This window comes from Thermosynechococcus sp., assembly GCF_046299655.1.
Lineage (GTDB): Bacteria > Cyanobacteriota > Cyanobacteriia > Thermosynechococcales > Thermosynechococcaceae > Thermosynechococcus.
On record NZ_JBKBHZ010000008.1, the window covers coordinates 68,848 to 87,530 of the forward strand.

Annotated in this window: 17 protein-coding genes; 6 read left to right on the plus strand and 11 right to left on the minus strand. The window is 55.3% G+C overall.

The genetic code is table 11. The features are described from left to right. Positions 1 to 35: 35 nt before the first annotated feature. From ACK4HN_RS07165 to ACK4HN_RS07175, 3 genes are read right to left on the minus strand one after another with little or no spacing between them, the layout of a single operon-like run. Positions 36 to 1,028: a pentapeptide repeat-containing protein gene (locus tag ACK4HN_RS07165; RefSeq protein ID WP_409868434.1), complete on the minus strand. Its 993-nt coding sequence runs from the start codon at positions 1,026 to 1,028 to the stop codon at positions 36 to 38. A 48-nt stretch (positions 1,029 to 1,076) separates the two neighbouring features. Then, on the minus strand, positions 1,077 to 1,328 hold the full coding sequence (locus tag ACK4HN_RS07170) for a hypothetical protein (protein ID WP_409868435.1): 252 nt from the start codon (positions 1,326 to 1,328) through the stop codon (positions 1,077 to 1,079). Further along, positions 1,321 to 1,602, minus strand: coding sequence for a helix-turn-helix domain-containing protein (locus ACK4HN_RS07175; protein WP_181496738.1), 282 nt, complete (start codon positions 1,600 to 1,602; stop codon positions 1,321 to 1,323). The genes ACK4HN_RS07170 and ACK4HN_RS07175 overlap by 8 nt, the downstream gene beginning before the upstream one ends. Before the next feature lie 53 nt (positions 1,603 to 1,655). On the opposite strand from ACK4HN_RS07175, the gene ACK4HN_RS07180 reads away from it, so the two are divergent. Next, positions 1,656 to 3,053 (plus strand): aminotransferase class I/II-fold pyridoxal phosphate-dependent enzyme, encoded by a 1,398-nt coding sequence (locus ACK4HN_RS07180; protein WP_409868436.1) that lies wholly within the window; start codon positions 1,656 to 1,658, stop codon positions 3,051 to 3,053. On the opposite strand, the gene ACK4HN_RS07185 is transcribed toward ACK4HN_RS07180, so the two are convergent. The 6 genes from ACK4HN_RS07185 to acpP form a co-directional block, all read right to left on the minus strand. Beyond that, positions 3,050 to 3,667 carry a DUF3727 domain-containing protein gene (locus ACK4HN_RS07185; RefSeq protein ID WP_409868437.1) on the minus strand — a complete coding sequence of 206 codons (618 nt, stop codon included), beginning with the start codon at positions 3,665 to 3,667 and terminating at the stop codon, positions 3,050 to 3,052. The genes ACK4HN_RS07180 and ACK4HN_RS07185 overlap by 4 nt on opposite strands. A gap of 106 nt (positions 3,668 to 3,773) precedes the next feature. Further along, complete coding sequence (locus ACK4HN_RS07190) at positions 3,774 to 4,217, minus strand: hypothetical protein (protein ID WP_409877407.1); 444 nt, start codon at positions 4,215 to 4,217, stop codon at positions 3,774 to 3,776. Beyond that, complete coding sequence (locus ACK4HN_RS07195; RefSeq protein WP_409868439.1) at positions 4,195 to 4,596, minus strand: hypothetical protein; 402 nt, start codon at positions 4,594 to 4,596, stop codon at positions 4,195 to 4,197. Before ACK4HN_RS07195 ends, ACK4HN_RS07190 begins: the two co-directional genes overlap by 23 nt. Positions 4,597 to 4,692: 96 nt before the next feature. Further along, on the minus strand, positions 4,693 to 6,687 hold the full coding sequence (gene tkt, locus ACK4HN_RS07200) for a transketolase (RefSeq protein ID WP_409868440.1): 1,995 nt from the start codon (positions 6,685 to 6,687) through the stop codon (positions 4,693 to 4,695). 34 nt (positions 6,688 to 6,721) lie between these two features. Next, complete coding sequence (gene fabF / locus ACK4HN_RS07205; protein ID WP_409868441.1) at positions 6,722 to 7,984, minus strand: beta-ketoacyl-ACP synthase II; 1,263 nt, start codon at positions 7,982 to 7,984, stop codon at positions 6,722 to 6,724. 4 nt (positions 7,985 to 7,988) lie between these two features. Next, positions 7,989 to 8,234 carry an acyl carrier protein gene (gene acpP / locus ACK4HN_RS07210; protein WP_409850083.1) on the minus strand — a complete coding sequence of 82 codons (246 nt, stop codon included), beginning with the start codon at positions 8,232 to 8,234 and terminating at the stop codon, positions 7,989 to 7,991. Between the two features lie 221 nt (positions 8,235 to 8,455). On the opposite strand from acpP, the gene ACK4HN_RS07215 reads away from it, so the two are divergent. The 5 genes from ACK4HN_RS07215 (at position 8,456) to ACK4HN_RS07235 (ending at position 14,248) form a co-directional block, all read left to right on the plus strand. Further along, positions 8,456 to 10,720 carry a ribonuclease R family protein gene (locus ACK4HN_RS07215; RefSeq protein ID WP_409868442.1) on the plus strand — a complete coding sequence of 755 codons (2,265 nt, stop codon included), beginning with the start codon at positions 8,456 to 8,458 and terminating at the stop codon, positions 10,718 to 10,720. A gap of 23 nt (positions 10,721 to 10,743) precedes the next feature. After that, a complete protein-coding gene (gene fmt, locus ACK4HN_RS07220) occupies positions 10,744 to 11,739 on the plus strand; it encodes a methionyl-tRNA formyltransferase (RefSeq protein ID WP_409868443.1) in 996 nt (331 codons plus the stop codon). Between the two features lie 132 nt (positions 11,740 to 11,871). Next, positions 11,872 to 12,195 (plus strand): ribbon-helix-helix domain-containing protein, encoded by a 324-nt coding sequence (locus ACK4HN_RS07225; protein WP_409868444.1) that lies wholly within the window; start codon positions 11,872 to 11,874, stop codon positions 12,193 to 12,195. A 49-nt stretch (positions 12,196 to 12,244) separates the two neighbouring features. Then, positions 12,245 to 13,774 (plus strand): AAA family ATPase, encoded by a 1,530-nt coding sequence (locus tag ACK4HN_RS07230; protein WP_409868464.1) that lies wholly within the window; start codon positions 12,245 to 12,247, stop codon positions 13,772 to 13,774. 120 nt (positions 13,775 to 13,894) lie between these two features. After that, positions 13,895 to 14,248 (plus strand): DUF1257 domain-containing protein, encoded by a 354-nt coding sequence (locus tag ACK4HN_RS07235; RefSeq protein WP_300876089.1) that lies wholly within the window; start codon positions 13,895 to 13,897, stop codon positions 14,246 to 14,248. Positions 14,249 to 14,358: 110 nt separating this feature from the next. Here the strand turns inward: ACK4HN_RS07235 and ACK4HN_RS07240 are convergent, their stop codons facing one another. Together ACK4HN_RS07240 and topA are read right to left on the minus strand one after the other, a co-directional pair. Next, positions 14,359 to 15,963, minus strand: coding sequence for a B12-binding domain-containing radical SAM protein (locus ACK4HN_RS07240; protein ID WP_409877408.1), 1,605 nt, complete (start codon positions 15,961 to 15,963; stop codon positions 14,359 to 14,361). Next, complete coding sequence (topA, locus tag ACK4HN_RS07245) at positions 15,964 to 18,627, minus strand: type I DNA topoisomerase (protein WP_409868446.1); 2,664 nt, start codon at positions 18,625 to 18,627, stop codon at positions 15,964 to 15,966. Positions 18,628 to 18,683: the final 56 nt, after the last annotated feature.

Genomic DNA, 18,683 nt, shown 5'->3' on the forward strand with positions numbered 1-18,683 from the left:
GGAAACTGCGCCTCTGTTGTACTATAGCAAGCGTGTCAAACAAAAACACTGCCATCGGGCATCAGTGCCTCCTCCAGGCAAGCCTCCAACAACACAGCACTACTGAGATCGGCGCGCATCAGGTTAGCTTGACGCAAATTGGCGCCCTTGAGATTCGTGCGGGCGAGGTAGGCATCAATCAGGCGAGCTTCCTGCAAATCAGCCCCTGTTAAATCCGCACGCCGCAAATCCGCCTTATTCAAAACTGCTTCCCGCAGGTTCACCCCTTGAGCTTGGGCATCATCGAGCCGCGCCTCCGAGAGAACCGCTTGACTGAAATCCGCGTGATTGAGAATCGCTCCCCGCAGATCTGCTTGGGCCAGCCGTGACTGCCGTAAGTTGCTGCCCACCAGATTGGTCTCGTAGAGAATGGCCCGGGTGAGAATCACCCCCTGAAGATTGGTATTTTCCAAATTGGCTTGGGCGAGGTTGACACCGTTGAGGTTCGCCTCCTTGAGATTGGCTCCCTTGAGGTTCGCCCGTAATAAATCTGCCCCTGCCAGATTCGTTCCCTGGAGATCCACTTGGCGCAGATCCGCACCCACCAAACTAGCTCCCTCCTGATAGTTCTCTTTGCGAAAATTCGCACTGCGCAAACAAGAGCCGGCCAAAACGATATGACTTAAATTTGCCTGTCGCAAGTCACTACTCAGCAAGTTGCAGTCGCGAAAAACCGCTAACGTGAGATCCGCCCCTTGTAAATTGGCGCGATCAAATACACACCCATGGCATTGGGCCTCATGAAAATGACTCTCCTGAAAAGTTGCTTGGGTAAAGTTACACCCCTCCAGTCGTGCGCCGGTCAACAGGGCATAGCTAAAGTCCGCACGGCCAAAGTGACAAAATTGGAAATGTACCCCCTGCAAACTGGCGCCTCGTAAATCAATGCCAATCAAATCAACACCTACAAGACGAACGCCCGCCAGATTTACCGTTTGAAAATCGGTTTCGCCCTTGGCATAGCGAGCGAGCAACTCTTCAGCGTCCATGTCAATCTAAAGCAGGGAGCAACGCTGTTATTCCAGAAACGCCTATAATTAATATTGCCAGCCACCATGCCGGAGAGCGTAATAGTGCAAAATTTCCTCAAGTCGTATTTGCGTATGTGGCGAAGAAGTGGGGGACACGGTCACGGCAATCCCTTCAATTTGACTCAGATCATAGTCAAAGTGGGAACAGGTTTGGGGTAGCAGCCGCACAGACACCCCCTCCAACAGCTGCAGGTGAGCCGCCAATTCGCGATAGACGGCCAAGGGCATCCGCGGGTTATAGTACACACGTTCACTCATTAGATTGGGTAGGGGGGGTCGGCAGGGCACAACAATTGACATCATTCAAGCACACCTTACCCCACGCCAATGCCCAGCGCACCAGTGCCACTCGATTTTCTGATTTTGTTTTCATGAGAATATTACTAATGTGGTTATCTACCGTGCGCTTGCTGATGTCTAGTTTGGCGGCAATGTCTTGGTTGGTTAACCCCGCCGCCACAAGCTCCAACACCTGTAGCTCACGCTCCGACAGCAGTGAATACTCCAACCGATCGTCTTGCGGTATAGACATCCCTAGACCCGTATAATTACTTAGAGCTTTATACTCTTTATACTAAATTGTAGTTGACGACTTCCCTCCTTGCTGCTCTTTTAGCCCAAAACCATCCCATCCCTTTTCATGTGCCCGGCCATCAACGGGGTCGAGGCATGGAGCCGCTGTTGCGTGCCCTCTGGGGAACCGCCTTAGCTCACGATTTGAGTGAGTTACCCGGCCTTGATCATTTGGCTCAGCCGACAGGGGTCTTGGCGGAGGCACAGGCGACGGTGGCGGCGACGGCAGGGAGCGATCGCGCTTGGTTTCTGGTGAATGGTGCCACCAGTGGTCTTTTAGCGGCACTTTTAGCCACCGTCGGTTCGGGCGATCGCGTTCTGGTGGGTCGCAATGTTCACCGCTCAGTGATTGCGGGACTGGTGTTAACGGGGGCGAAGCCCGTCTATTTGGGGGTGACTGTTGATCCGCAGTGGGGTCTGCCGTTACCTGTTACCTGTGATGCGGTTGCCGCCGGCTTGGCCGCCTACCCCGATGCCAAGGCGGTTGTAGTTGTCAGTCCCACCTATGAAGGCCTCTGCTCACCCTTGGTAGAGATTGCCCAATGCGTCCATGACCACGATTTGCCCCTCATTGTGGATGAAGCCCACGGCAGTCATTTTGCCTATCATCCCGCCTTTCCCGTGGCTGCTTTGGCCGCAGGTGCGGATGTGGTGGTGCAGTCTTGGCACAAAACCCTCGGAACGTTAACCCAAACGGCAGTGCTGCATCTGAAGGGGCAGCGGGTTTCTGCTGAGCGCCTGAGTCAAGCCCTAAACTTGGTACAAACCACCAGTCCCAGCTATTGGTTTCTGGCGGCGCTTGAACGGGCGGGCTATCAGATGGCTGAGCAGGGACGGGAAATTTACGCAAGGCTTCTCCAGTGGGTCAACCGCTATGAATGGTGCCTGCCCCGCTGGCAGCCCACAGGCATCCCTCAGGATCCGCTGCGATTAACCCTAGGAACTTGGCCGCTTGGTCTAACGGGCTTTGAACTAGATGAGCTGTTGCAACCACAGATTATGGCTGAGTTCCCCAGTGGGCGATCGCTCACCTTTTGCCTTGGCCTCGGTACCAGTCAGACAATGCTCGCAATTTTGGGCGATCGCCTGAAAAGTGTTTACACTGAATACTCTCACAACGCGCCGCTGCCGCCACTGGCCATCTCACCCATCCCTGCCCTCCAAGAACCCGCCCTCTCACCACGGGATGCCTACTTTTGCCCACAGGCATCGGTTCCCCTAAAGGCGGCCTTAAATGAGATCAGCGCTGAGACCATCTCCCCCTACCCACCGGGAATTCCCACAGTGATTGCTGGCGAACGGATTACTGAATCAGTGATTGAAACCTTGCAAACCCTCCAAGAGCTGGGGGCAGAAATCGTGGGGGCTGCCGATTCTACGCTACAAACCTTAAAGATCTGTAGGGTCTAGTCTTCCCAGTCCTCCTCTTCAATGAGATGGCTCACCAAATGCTGCTCCAAGAGGGGTTGCAGGTGCTGAAAGTCTTCGGGAGAGAGAAGTTCAGGCTCTTGACCGGGAATAAGACGCGCAACATAAAGGGTGGGACTGAGGGGTGTATAAACGCTGTATTCCCGTGTACCGCAAAAGAAGCTACTGCCGAGGGGTTGATACTCCTCAATGTCATCATCGGCTTCCACCTCCACCCTGAGAACGTCCTCTTCCTCGAGATCAGGGAGGTCACCGGACACGGTTAAGGTCAACGCTGTGCGCTTGAGGGTGAGGTTTTGTTCTTCAAGGATCGCACGGGCCGTATCAAAGACCGCATCAATTTCCTGCTCCTCTAGGGGCACCAAGATTTCTTCCTCGTCGTTTTCAGCCACAACCGCAAAAATTTCTACGGGGTAGTCCACTGGCCGCAGCAGCGCATAGGTTTCCCCTTGGACATTCAGGCGGAACTCGATGTAGCAGTCGAGGAAGCGACCCTCATCATCGTAGAGGCGAAGCTGCTCCATCTCCTCCTCGAAGTCTTCCTCCTCCCAAGGCTGTTCATTACTGTTTTGCTGGTTTTGAGAGTTTGAACCCATGCTGCTTCGCTAAAAACAACTGAGGAAAGATTCCCTATGGCATTGGAGCATACCATGCAGCGGGTGGTCGTGGGGCATGTAGGGGAGGGTCATTTTCTCCAACAATTCAAAATTCAGAGGCTTCGAGGCTCCTAAATAGCGCTGCAACCACTTGGGCGGCTTTCTGATCCAGTTTGTGCCAGTCCACCTCCCCAGCAGGATCAAAGAGACTGAGGTCAGCTTGCACTTCCCCCACCTGAAAGTCATGGATGCCGCTGTAGTCGAGTTGGGGAGTGTACTGTTGAAAACAAATTTGGTAGCACAGCTCCCATAGGTTCACCCGCTCTTGGCGATCGCCCTGCCGTAAATGCAACCAGTAGAGAATTTGGGGTTCTGCGTCCCCGCAGGGAATCTCAACGGTTTCATAGGTACCCTGCCAAGGGGAGGTTTCTAGCGATCGCCGCAGATGATCGAGGAGGCGAATCAGCGCCGGTTGCATGAGTTGTGCCGCTGCATACCACGGCTGATCAGTGTTTACCGTCATGGGATTAAGCAAGGGGTTTTTTGACATTGTAGTCTTCGTGGGAGAGCACGCTGCGGGGTTCGATGCGATCGCCAGTGTCGTAGCAAATGAGACGGTAGTGATAGGTGAGGGGAATACTGATGACACGGCGATCGTGATTGAGGCGCTTGCCCTTGAAGCGGCGATAATCGGCGCCCGCGAGAATCTCGGCAATCACTTGACGTGCCTTAAGCACGATGGACTTGGGCAATCCCTCTAAATCAACCACATCCTGGGCAAAGGAGGCTGCCCATTCCTGTCGTGCTGCGCGCGCTTGCTCGCGAACCGTTGCTTCTAGCGTCTTTGCCTGCAGCTCCTGAGCGCAGCGATGACATGTCTGACCATAGCCTTGGTGACCGCAGGGAAATCGTTTCCGACGACGGGACATAGGGCCTTCCCCCAAAAACAAAATAGGGCAGAGAGTTTCGCCCCCTGCCCTGTTCATCTAATTATATTCTGTGCCTAAAGGGGTACCCTGAGCAAGTTAGCCCAGAAGGGCATTGGCCTTGGCCACCACGTTGTCCACAGTGAAACCAAATTTCTCCATGAGGACATTGCCCGGCGCTGAAGCCCCAAAGCGCTCGATTGAGACTGTGGCATCGGCATAGCGGCACCAACCAAAACTGGTGGCGGCTTCCACTGCAAGCCGCTTAACCCCCGTCGGCAGCACACTGGCTTTGTACTCAGGGGACTGCTCTTCAAAGAGTTCCCAAGAGGGCATGGATACCACTCGCACCTTCTTGCCATTGGCGCGCAGGGCTTCAGCAGCTTTAACACAGAGAGAGACCTCTGAACCGGTGCCAATCAGAATCAAGTCGGGGGTACCTTCGCAATCCACTAGGGTATAGGCCCCCTTGGCCACATTGGCGGCAGAAGTACCGGCCAAGTTAGGCACATTTTGGCGGGTAAGCGCGAGGAGGGTCGGCTGCTTACGCCGTTGGATTGCCACTTGGTAGGCACCCGAAGTTTCATTGCCATCAGCAGGGCGGATCACCAAAAGGTTAGGAATTGCCCGCAGGGAAGCCAAAGTTTCCACGGGTTGGTGGGTGGGGCCATCTTCACCAAGGGCAATGGAATCGTGGGTCATCACGTAGATCACACCCGCTTGGGAGAGCGCTGAGAGACGCAGGGCAGGCCGCAGGTAATCGGCAAAAACCAAGAAGGTGGCGCAGTAGGGAATTAAGCCGGACTGATGCAGGGCAATCCCGTTGCAGATGGCGGCCATGGCATGTTCACGCACCCCAAAGCGAATGTTGCGGTTTTGATACTGCCCTTTTTGAAAGTCACCGGAGCACTTGAGTTCCGTGAGGTTGGAGTGGGTCAGATCCGCAGAACCGCCAATGAGTTCTGGTAGCTTGGGGGCGATCGCGTTCAGGCAAATTTCCGAATGCTTGCGGGTGGCCACGGCCTTGTCTTCGGGCGTATAGCTCGGCAGATTGGCATCCCAATTGGCAGGCAGCTCACCCCGCAGCAGCCGTTCAAATTCGGCAGCCTCCTCAGGATACTTTTGGCGATAGGTGGCAAGGGTTTGGTTCCACTCCGCTTCATAGCGAGCACCGCGCTCAATAGCTTTGCGGAAGTGGTTTAGCACCTCTTCAGGGACCACAAAAGGCTCATAGTTCCAGCCCAGGTTTTCGCGGGTGAGCTGGACTTCGTCAGAGCCAAGAGGGGCGCCGTGTACACCAGCGGTGTTGGCTTTGTTTGGAGAGCCATAGCCAATGGTGGTGGTGATCTTGATCAGGGAAGGCTTGTCTGTGACCGCTTTGGCCGCTTCAATCGCTTTGGCAATGCCCGCGAGATCCGTATTGCCATCGGCCACGTGCTGCACGTGCCAACCGTAGGCCTCAAATCGCTTGCAGACATCCTCTGTAAAGGCAATATCGGTGGAGCCGTCAATGGAAATATGGTTATCGTCGTAGAGGGCAATCAGTTTACCCAGACCCCAGTGACCAGCGAGGGAGCAGGCTTCCCCAGAGATGCCCTCCATATTGCAGCCATCGCCTAGGATGACGTAGGTGTAGTGATCCACCAGTTTGAGATCGGGTTTGTTAAAACGGGCAGCAAGATGCGCTTCCGCCACTGCTAAACCAACGGCGTTACAAATCCCTTGACCCAAAGGGCCTGTGGTCACTTCGACACCAGGGGTTTCAAAGTTTTCGGGGTGACCGGGGGTGTGCGACCCCCATTGGCGAAACTGTTTAATGTCCTCGATAGTGACGCTGTCGTAGCCCGTGAGGTAGAGCAGGGCATACTGCAACATACAGCCATGACCTGCCGAGAGGACAAAGCGATCGCGATTGAACCAACGCGGATTTTTGGGGTTATACCGCATAAACTGGTTCCAGAGCACATAGGCCATAGGAGCAGCCCCCATCGGCAGCCCAGGGTGCCCAGAGTTGGCCTTTTGCACCGCATCGATCGCTAGGAAGCGAATCGCATTGATACAGAGTTCATCAAGGGATTGAGTAACCGCAGGCATTGCTTTCTCTCTCTAGTTGGGTTTGCAGCAGAAGTTAACGATCGGGAGTAAATTTGCGGAAGGCCAACGTCACGTTGTGCCCACCAAAGCCAAAGGAATTGGACAGAGCCACCGTCACCGGACAAGCCCGGCTCTGATGGGGAACATAGTCTAGATCACAGGCGGGATCCGGTTGCTCCAAGTTAATTGTAGGGGGGATGCGATCGTGGGCAACCGCCATCACCGTGGCGATCGCCTCGATACCTCCTGAGCCGCCCAACAGGTGGCCCGTCATGGATTTTGTCGAACTCACGGGAACGCGACGGGCATTCTCCTCGCCAAGGGCACGCTTAATGGCGGCAGTTTCCGTACTGTCGTTGGCAGGGGTACTGGTGCCATGGGCATTGATATAGCTCACCTGATCAGGCGCGATTCCTGCATCCTTGAGGCAAGCTTCAATCGCACGGGCAGCCCCCTCTCCCCCCGGCGAGGGAGCCGTCATGTGGTAGGCATCGCAGGTGAGGCCATAGCCCACCATTTCTGCATAAATGCGTGCGCCGCGCGCAAGGGCAAATTCCAATTCTTCAAGGATTAAGATGCCAGCCCCTTCCCCAAGGACAAAGCCATCGCGGTTGAGGTCAAAGGGACGACTGGCATGCTGGGGGTCATCATTGCGGGTAGAAAGGGCGCGCGCTGCCGCAAAACCGGCCACCGAGAGGGGCGTAATGGCCGCCTCCGTTCCCCCACAGATCATCGCCTTGGCATAACCGTGCTGCACCATGCGGAAGGCATCGCCAATGGCATTGGAACCCGCTGCACAGGCGGTCACCGCACAGGAATTGGGACCTTTGGCACCGGTGTGAATGGCGGTGAGTCCTGCGGCCATATTAGCAATCATCATCGGGATCATAAAGGGACTACAGCGATTGGGACCCTTGGTGAGATAGATCTCCTGCTGATCTTCCATCACCTTGATGCCGCCCACACCTGTACCAATAATGATGCCAATGTCAGTGGCATTGCCCTCATCAATCGTCAATTGGGCATCCGCAAGGGCTTGTTTACTGGCAGCCACGGCAAATTGAGCAAAGCGATCCATGCGCTTGGCATCTTTGCGATCCATGTAGAGGGTGGGATCAAACCCCCGCACCTCACCGGCAATGCGGCAGTCATGACGACTGGCATCAAAGGCTGTAATGTAATCAATGCCGTTGCGACCGGCTATTAACCCTTCCCAATACTCCGCAAGGGTGTTGCCGAGGGGGGTAATCGCCCCCATCCCCGTGACAACGACCCGTTTTTGGTGCGCCTTTGCCATGGATCTATGCAGCTACCTTGTTGTTGATAAAGTCAAGGACATCTTGGACGGTCTTCAGTTTCTCGGCCTCTTCATCGGGGATCTCGATGCCAAAGGCTTCCTCAAGGGCCATGATCAACTCCACGGAGTCAAGGGAGTCAGCGTTGAGATCCTCAGCAAAACTCGCTTCGGGCACAACTTTTTCTGCATCAACACTGAGTTGATCGGCAACAATGGCTTTTACTTTTTCGAGAATTTCAGTTTGATTCATAGATGCCTTAACTGGATGGACAACGATTGAGAAGAGTAATTGATGCGGGCGATCGCCATTCCTCAAATCTAGGACGTTTCGTGCCCAGAATCAACGCGCCCTAATTATAGGACAGATTGGGGATCCCCTAAGACACTGCTGCAACTGTGATAAGCTACACTTTGGATACTTGACGCCAAGAACGCTACATCCACTGTTGCCCTCCCTTCACCGAGTTGCCGATGCATTTTACGATTGCCAGTCTGCTTGCCAACTTTAGCGAAGATAAATTTGTTGCTCCCAAGGTTCTCGAAAAGAAACTCGGCTGTGACGATCCTGAGAGCCAGCGGGAACTGGAAATTGCCCTTGATGCCCTAGAGCGCATTGGCCTGCTCATTAAAGAACGGGGCAAGTATCGCCGCACTAGTGATGAGGGTTTGATTGAAGGGCGGCTGCGCTGCTCTAGCAAAGGCTTTTGCTTTGCCATTCAAGATACCGAGGGTGCCGAAGATATCTTTGTGCGCGAGCATCAGCTCAGTAATGCTTGGAACGGCGATCGCGTGCTGGTGCGGGTGACCCGTGAAGGCCGCCGCAAGAAATCGCCGGAGGGGGAAGTGAAAGTGATTCTTGAGCGGGGCAACCCCTCGGTCATTGCTCGCGTGAAGCAAACGGAAGAGGGGTTTCGGGCCATCCCCCTTGACGATCGCCTGCTCTTTGAGATTGCCCTTGAACCGAATGACTTAGTACCGGATCTATCCACCGTTGTGGATCAACTGGTGCATGTGAACATTCGCCGCTATCCCTTGGGGGGGTACCTGCCCACGGGGGAAATTGGCCAGATTCTCGGCAGGGATGCCCAATCGGCACCGGTTCTTGACTTGATTTGCTGCAAACACAACTTGGTGCGCCAATTCACGCCAGCGGTGCGCACAGCGGCAGCCACCCTGAATGCCCAGTTGGAAGCCTTGGACTTGAGCGATCGCCACGATTTGCGCCAACTGGTCACCATTACCCTTGTTGCCCCCGGCCAAGAACCCCAAGTCGCTTTTTCCCTCGATCCCCTCACGCCGAACCTCTGGCAGTTAGGAATTCACATCAGTGATGTGGGAGGTCTGCTCCCCCGCGATGAATTGCTGGATCGGACGGCACGGCGGCTGGGCATGACCTTGGCAACCCCTGAACTGAGCTTGCCCCTACTCCCCCCAGAACTCCAGATGCTGCGCCTGCTGCCGGGGGGCGATCGCGCGGCGCTCTCCCTGCTGATGCAGGTTGACACAGCGGGTGAAGTCCAGTCCTATACCCTTTACCGCAGTCGTATTCGGGTTGATGCCTGTGTCACCAGTGAGCAGGTGGCGGCCACCCTTGCCCTGGGGGATAGTTCCGGGGATTGGCTGCGTGCCCTGATTCACCTTGCCAATGCCGTGAGTCAGCAGCGACAGGCACGGGGCAGTATTGAAATCACGCCTAGGGAGGCGCTGAGCTTGGCCTATGCCGATGAGGGGATGGCTCCCGCCGTTGCCCTGCCGAAGGTGACCCCTTGGACAAGCCTAGTCATCCTTGCCAATGAACTTCTTGCCCGTCATCTTGCCAAGTTGGGGGTACCCGCCCTCTACCGCAGCCAGCCTGTGCCCGAACTCTATGCGATGCAGGATTTTCTCAAGCTCTGCCAAAATCTGGGCTTGCCCTTGAGCCTAGAGAATCCCTCCCAGGTGACGCCCCGCGACTGTCAGCGCTTTATGGCGCAGTTGGCTTCTACGGAGTTAGCACCCCTGCTGCAGGAACTCTTGCTCGATAAACTCAAACCGGCCACTGATTCTGCCGTGGCGCTGCCCCACTTTAGTTTGGCCACAGGGGAGGGCTATGGCCATTTCTGCTCGCCGCTGCAACGCTACACAGACATTGTCAATCAGCGCATTTTGCATCTTCTGCTCACGGAAGGGCGCGATCGCCGCGGGCCCCGGGCAAAAGAGCGCGTCAATCTTGGCGAGTCCAGTTGCTTGGAGCAGGTGAATTGGACTGTCTTCACCACCGATACCCAACGGGAAGTGGACACTCTCCTTAATGAATTAGTCCCCCACCTCCAAGAGCGGGAGCGGCAAACCTACACAGCTTGGAAGGATTTGGTGGGGCTGCAACGGGTGCGCCAAGTCCAAGCTTGCATCGGCGAAGTGCGTTCGGGCATTATTACCGGCGTGCAATCCTACGGCTTCTTTGTGGAACTGATTGACTTTAATGTTGAGGGCTTAGTCCACGTCAGTTCCCTCAAGGATGACTGGTACGACTACCGCGCCTCTGCCCAAACCTTGACAGGGCGACGTAACCGCTTGCGCTACCGCTTGGGCGATCGCGTTGAAGTGCTGATTAAAAATGTGGATTCCTACCGCCAGCAGGTGGACTTGGCGGTGATGAGTGGTGGCTCCCAAGCAACAGAAGAGGATCTCAACGGCCCTAGCGACAATGGGGAAGCCCTCACTCCTTCTGAGGACGATGCCCCTGAGAATCTCTAGATCAGCAAGGGAGGGCGCAGCGGTTGAAAGTTGTCTATTTTGGCACCCCAGAGTTTGCCCTTGCGCCCCTACAGCAGCTTTTGGAGACAGAGACCTATCAAGTGTTGGGGGTGGTCACCCAGCCCGATCGCCGACGGGGACGAGGCAACCAATTATCACCTTCGCCTGTCAAGGCCTTAGCTCTTCACCACGGGTTACCGGTCTGGCAGCCAGAACGTCTGCGTCGGGATACCGAGTTGCCTGAGGTCTTGCGATCGCTAGCAGCCGATGTCTTTGTGGTGGTGGCCTACGGTCAAATTCTTCCCCAGTCGATCCTTGAGATTCCCCGCTATGGCTGCCTCAATATCCACGGCTCGCTGCTGCCCAAGTATCGCGGTGCGGCTCCCATTCAGTGGGCGCTCTACTACGGCGAAGGGGAAACCGGGGTAACCACAATGCTCATGGATGCTGGCATGGACACTGGCCCAATGCTCTTGAAGCGAAAAGTCGTGATTCATTTAGGGGATAACGCTGCTACCCTCAGTAGGAACCTCAGCCACATCGGTGCCGACCTACTGCTAGAAACCTTGCAGCAACTGCCACAGCTTCACCCCGAACCCCAAAACGACGCTGAGGCTACCTATGCACCGCTCATTCAAAAAAGTGACTATGCCATTGATTGGCAGCGATCGGCCCTCGCTCTCCACAACCAAGTGCGCGCCTTTTATCCCCATGCCTACACCCAGTGGCAAAACACCCCCTTGAAACTGCTGCAAACTTGGCCATTGGTGCCCGAAGTCGCCACCGACTTACCCGAACCTCTACAGTCTTTTGTCTGCGAGCCTGAGACATCATCCGCCCCGGGTACGGTGGTGGAGCTAATTAAGGGGTGGGGGCCTGTGGTAGAGACGGGCAAGGGTCGCCTGCTGCTGAGTCAAGTGCAGTTGAGTGGTCGCAAAGCCCAATCTGGATGGGATTTTGTCAATGGCGTGCGGCTGGCGATCGCCACTCAGTTGGGGACGGCACCATCACTCTTGTAACTGAGTTTTAAGGACAAGGCGCCTAATGTAACTAAATATTACGATTTTGCTGTTTTGACAGCATTTCACCTTGACACCCCTCGGATCGGCTCACTACACTGGCACACATACCTAGGTACGTCTCTAACCCCTATGGAAGATAAGCAAAAGGTTACGTTGTATCTGTCCCCCGATGTGCACCGCCAGCTAAAAATTGCCGCTGTGGTCGAGCAGGAAACAATGTCCACCCTTGCTGAACGTGCCATTGAGTTTCTACTGGCTCACCCAGAAGTCTTGGCGGAATATGCCGCGCAAAAACATGGCAATGTGCATCGGGTCTATCACTGCCCAGAGTGCGCTAGTGCCCTTGTCCTAAGGGGGGATGAGCTAACGGCCTTGGTCAATCAGCCCACGGTGATTGATGACGACAGCCTCAGTGTTCCTTCGCTCCCCGTCGAGTTGGTGTCTGCCCGCTAGACCAGTGGCGGGGGTGTTGGGTCAGCCTTGAAAGAAGGAGGTGATTGCTGTGCAAGAAGAATTAAGTATCCTAATCCAAGCGCAATATCCCTTGATCTACCTCCTGACCTCTGAGGAAGAGCGGGCTGAGCAGGCGATCGCCACCATTGCCCAAACTCAAGTCGGGCCTCAAGGGCGGTCTCCCCGCAAGCTCTACATTTGGACAGTGACCCACGGCATGGTCGAGTATGGCCATCCCCGCAACAACAGTCACCACAACACTGTCTCACCGGAAGCTGCTATTCAATGGGTTGTTCACCAACGGGAACCGGGCATCTACGTCTTCAAAGATTTGCACCCCTTCATTGATTCACCCCCTGTGACTCGTTCCTTACGGGATGCGATCGCCAGCTTCAAAAACAGCCACAAAACCATTATTCTGATGTCACCGGAAGCAGCGCAGCGGATTCCCGTCGAACTGGAAAAAGAAATCGTTGTTGTTGACTATCCCCTACCCAGTATCAACGAACTCGATGAGGTTCTAGGGGAGCAACTAGATCCGCGCAATCGCCGCCTTACTCCCGAAGCCCGCGAAAAACTTGTTAAGGCTACCCTTGGCCTGACGCGAGATGAAGCCGAAAAAGTCTTTCGCAAAGCCAAAGTGACGGCCGGTCGCCTCACCGAAGCTGAGGTGGACATCATCCTCTCTGAGAAAAAGCAGCTCATCCGCCGCAACGGCATCCTCGAATACATGGAAGTGGATGAAACCATTGATTCTGTGGGCGGTTTAGAGGAACTCAAAATTTGGCTGCGCCAACGCGCTAACGCCTTTAGTGAAAAGGCTCGCGAATACGGCCTACCCCAACCCAAGGGGATGTTGATTCTGGGGGTGCCTGGCTGTGGCAAGTCCCTCATTGCCAAGACCACCTCTCGCCTCTGGGGCTTGCCGCTATTGCGCCTCGACATGGGTCGGGTCTATGACGGTTCAATGGTGGGGCGCTCCGAAGCAAATTTGCGGAATGCCCTGAAAACTGCTGAATCCATTTCCCCTGCTATTCTCTTTATTGACGAAATGGACAAGGCCTTTGCGGGGGGGGCAGGTTCCTCAGACTCCGATGGCGGTACCTCTAGCCGTATCTTTGCTTCCTTCCTGACTTGGATGCAGGAGAAGAAGTCTCCCGTTTTTGTCTTGGCAACCGCTAACCGCGTTGAACGGCTGCCGAGTGAATTCTTGCGCAAAGGTCGCTTTGATGAAATTTTCTTTGTAGATTTGCCCAATGCCGAAGAGCGCAAGGAAATCTTTCGGATTCACCTGAGCAAGCGTCGCCGTGATATTGATCGCTTTGATTTAGAGCAACTGGCCAATATCTGTGATGGCTTTTCCGGTGCCGAGATTGAGCAAGCCATCATTGCGGCCATGTACGAAGCCTTTGCTCAAGGGCGTGAGTTTACCCAGTTAGATATTATTGCCGCTAGCCGTGCCACTCAACCCCTTTCCAAGACAATGCAAGAGCAGGTCACGGCACTTCGCGATTGGGCCCGCCAGCGGGCGCGTCCGGCGGCTGCTTCAGTGGCTGAATACCAGCGACTGGAGTTCTGACAAGCTTCCTTCTATCTGCCCTGAGCAGATGGGAGAAAGACCCGACCACAGGGGTTTGGTTCGCCATAAATTGTGGTTCATTCAGTCCAATGTTTCTGTCTCAATCTGGAGGAAATCCACATGTCTCACTTCAGCACCCTGCGTACGAAAATTACCGATGCTGAAATCTTGAAAGCATCCCTGCGGGATCTGGGCATTGCGGTGAAAACCAATGCCGACGTGCGGGGTTACAACGGCCAACGCGTGCGCGCTGACATCGTCGCTGTGCTTGACGGCGAGTATGATCTGGGCTGGTCTCGCAATGCTGATGGCACTTTTGATCTGATCGCTGACCTTTGGGGTGTGGCCAAAAAACACAACCAAACTGAGCTGATCAACTCGATCAACCAAAAATATGCCATCAACAAAACCTTGGCTGAGGTGAAGCGTCCTGGCCTTCAGAACGCCAACGTCAAGCTTGTGGTGCATAGCTAATCCTGTTGCCCATTGCTTTGTACTGTCTAGCGCGCGTTCCCAAGTAATCTGCTGGCTGGCTCCCTAGGGGTCAGCCTCTTTTTTTATCTCAATTCGTATTCATGTTGGATTCATGAACTGGCGATCGCCCGCCTGAGATGATTTTGCAGGGTTTGGCTTGGCAGGCCACTCTCCAGATGCTGCCACGGTAAGATCGTCTCCTCTGGCCAATTGGCAGTGACATAGGTCTCAAAGTCTGGCAACTGTCCCCGCAGTTCCTTAAATACACGGCGATAACTCCCTAGGGAAGTGCCATAGTGGCGCACCCGCTCCAACAGGGGAGCAAGGCGGCGATCGCCCCGCGAAATTAAAGCTTGAATCAACGAATCGTTATAGGATTCGGGGCGAAACTCTACCCCCAATTTCCCCAGTTCTTTTTTCAGAAACTTGAGGCGTTTTTCGGCCACGGGTTGGACGCCCCACCACTGAAAGGGGGTATGGGCTTTGGGCACAAAGGTACTACAGCCTAGGGTGAGTCGCAGTCGCGGCGCTATTTTTTTCAATTGGCGAAAGAGATCTACTGTGGCTGCAACATCGGCATCCGTCTCCGTAGGCAGACCCACCATGCCATAAAACTTCAGCCCCTTGAGACCACCGGCTTGGGCATGGCTTGCTGCCGCCAGAATCTCCTCGGTGTCTAGCTTTTTGTTAATCACTTGGCGCAGGCGGTCAGACCCTGTTTCAATGGCGATTGTCAGCGATTGACTGCCCCGCTGACTCAACAGTCGCGCTAGGGACTCTGTGACCGTATTTGTGCGCACCGAGGCAAGACTCAACCGCACATGATCAAATTGGGGCTGGCCTAGATGCTCAATCAAGGCAGGAAATTCGGGATGTTGGGTAATCGAGGCCCCCAAAAGCCCTAGGCGATCCGTGACCGCTAGCCCCCGCTCGATAGCAGGAATCAGGGTTTCGAGACTTGGTGTGCGAAAGGGCAACGTCAAGTAACTAGCCAAACAAAAGCGGCATAGCTCTGGACAACTGCGCACCACTTCCACCATGTAGATGTTTTCCCAAGCGGCGAGGGGGGTGACCACCGTTGAGGCAGCAAGGGTATTGCCGCGATGGACTTGTTTAGTCACTGTCGCAGATACCGTAGGCTTGAGGGGGTCAATGGCCTGAATTGGCCCAGTGGCACTGCTATAACTGACGGCATAGAGACTGGGGACATAGAGGCCAGGGACTTGGGCTAGGGCTTCCAACTGTTGCGATCGCGGGGCAGTGCGCACCTGCGCCATTGTCGTCAGAAAGGGATCTAAAAGAGGTTCAGCGTCCCCTAACAAAATCACATCAAAAAAGTCGGCAAAGGGTTCGGGATTGGCCGTCAGCACTGGCCCACCGCCAAAGACGAGAGGATGGCCGTCTTGGCGATCGCGCTGCCAAATCGGAATGCCCAACTGCTCCAAGAGCGCCAATAGATTGCCGTAGTCCAACTCCCACGAGAAGGAAAAGCCCACCAACTCCGCATCCCGAGGCAGTGGCTCCCGCACATCGGTAAAGAGGCGACTCACTGCCACATCGGTACGGCTGGCCAGTTGTGCCCACACCAGTTGATACCCCAAGCTGGTAATGCCAACGCTGTAGGTATTGGGAAAGGCATAGATGACGCGCAGAGCCTCCGGGTGGGGGCGTGATCGCTCAAAGAGGAGGGTTTCAGCGGCAAAAGGGGAATTCACCTAGGTTTCCGTTGACTTACGGCGAGTGGTTCTTGTCGTCTTTGTGGCCGTCTTGGCGGTGGCTTTTTTTGTGGTTGATTTTGGTTTCGGGGCAGTGGCCGTTGCGCTGCGGCGGCTTTTCTTTGGGGCTTTTTCCGCCAACAGGGGCAGAGCTTGCTCAAGGGTCATGGTCTCTGGCGTTATCCCCTCTGGCAGTGAGGCATTTATCTTGCCGTGGTTGACATAGGGGCCATAGGGGCCATCAAAGACTTGCACCGGCTCCCCATCCTCTGGGTGATTCCCTAAGACCGCTAGCACCTGTTTCTTGGCACGGCCACGACTGGATTTGGGGGTTGCCAGTAGCTCTAGGGCACGCTCCAGCGTGATTGTATAGACATCATCCTCCCCTTTGAGGGAGCGATAGTCCTTTTCACCCTCAGGGTCATGAACAATGTAGGGGCCAAAGCGACCTTGATTGGCCTGAATCAGCTTGCCGGTTTCGGGATGAACCCCCAATGTGCGGGGCAGCGACAACAGCGTAATCGCCAAGTCTAGGGTGACTTCATCGGGACTGACCCCCTTGGGTAGGGAAGCTCGTTTGGGTTTTGGATTGGCCTCTGTGGCTTCTCCTAACTGCACGTAGGGACCAAAGCGCCCCGTTAGCAAGAAGATCGGTTCCCCAGTCTCAGGATGCACACCCAGCTTGTCGGGGCCCTCTAGTTTTTGGCGAATGAGTTGCTCTACTTGTTCGCGAGTGAGGCTACCGGGGGTGGCGTCTTGGGGCAAGGAGGCCTTAATGGGTGGACTGCCATTGCCATTCTGATAGACTAGGAAAGGTCCAAAACGCCCCACCACCACTTCAGCGTTCAATTCTGGCAGGGCGATCGCCCGTGCTTCTGTGGCCTCAATCGTGCGCTCCCGCTCTTTGACTTGCTGCTCAAGGCCGTTTTCACCCAAGTAGAAGGATTCAAGGTAGGGTCGCCACTCCACTTCCCCTGTGGAAATATCATCAAGGGTTTGCTCCATCCGCGCTGTGAAGTTAATGTCCACCAAGTCGGGGAAGTATTTCTCCAGCAGTGCCGTCACCGCAAAGGCAGTAAAGGTGGGTTCAAGGGCATTGCCCCGCCGAATGGCATACTCGCGGTCTTGGATGGTGCTGATGATGGTGGCGTAGGTGCTGGGACGCCCAATACCGGCTTGCTCGAGGGCTTTAACAAGGCTGGCTTCGGTGTAGCGCGGCGGTGGCTGGGTTTCGTGACCCACACTTTCAAGGGCTTGGCAGCGGAGAATCTCCCCCACCTGCATTTGCGGCAAAATCACCTCTTGACTTTCAAGGGCGGCATCGGGATCATCGGAACCTTCCACATAGGCACGGAAAAAGCCCGGAAAATCAATGCGTTTACCGTGGGCACGGAAGAGGGCATCCCCCGCCGTAATCGAGACCGTTAGCAGGGTCACACGGGCATCGGCCATTTGTGAGGCCACCGTGCGCTTCCAGATCAGTTCATAGAGTTCCAGTTCCCGATCCTTCAGGCCAGTCTCTTGGGGAGTGCGAAACTGGCTACCGGCTGGGCGGATGGCTTCGTGGGCTTCTTGGGCGCCCTTGGTTTTGGTGGTGTATTGGCGCGGCTGGGGTGACAAAAAGGCTTTGCCATACATGGCTTCCACACAACTGCGGGCAGCAGCGATCGCCTGCTCCGACAAATGCACCGAGTCCGTGCGCATATAGGTGATGTAGCCCTCCTCATAGAGCTTTTGGGCAATGCGCATTGTCTCTTGGGCAGAGAGGTGGAGTTTGCGGTTGGCCTCCTGTTGCAGGGTGGAGGTGGTAAAGGGGGGAGCGGGCTTGCGGGTTTGTTGGCGTTCCTCTTGTTCGGTGACCGTCCACGTTTCCGTCAACAGGCGATCGCGCAGGGCGTTGGCCGCCGCCTCATCCAAGAGCAAGACCGCATCAGGGTCGCGCACCTGTCCTGTGGCCGGATCAAAATCATTGCCCGTGGCCAAGCGTTGACCGCCGACACTCACCAAACGAGCTGGAAAAAGGGTTCCCCTCTGATCCAACGTGGCCTTGAGATCCCAAAATTGCCCCTTGCGGAAGGCCAGCCGTTCCCGTTCCCGTTGCACCAATAGGCGCACTGCGACTGACTGCACCCGCCCCGCTGAGAGGTGGGGGGCAATTTTTCGCCATAGCAGGGGCGACAGGGTATAGCCCACCAAGCGGTCGAGAATACGCCGCGTTTCTTGGGCACGCACCAGTTGTTGATTGACATCACGGCAATTGCGCAGTGCCTCTTGAATGGCTTCCTCGGTAATTTCATGGAAGACCATGCGCCGCACCGGCACCTTTGGCTCCAGCAGTTGCAGCAAGTGCCAACTAATACTTTCCCCTTCGCGGTCTTCGTCGGTCGCGAGCAGGAGTTCATCAGCGGTTTTTAGGGCAGTTTTCAAGTCTTTGACAATTTTTTGCTTGTCTTTGGGGACAATGTAGAGGGGTTCAAAGCCGGCAGCGACATTCACCCCGAGGGTTGCCCACTCTTCCCCCTTGAGTTCGGGGGGCACATCAGCGGCGCTGCGGGGCAGATCACGGACATGACCCATCGAGGCTTCCACGCGATAGTCCGGAGGCAGAAATTTACGAATAGTACGGGCTTTTGTCGGGGACTCAACAATGACAAGGGTGGACATAGCAGATGCTGCGGGATGGGTTTTTCGGCACTCTCAAGTTTAGCGATCGATCATAG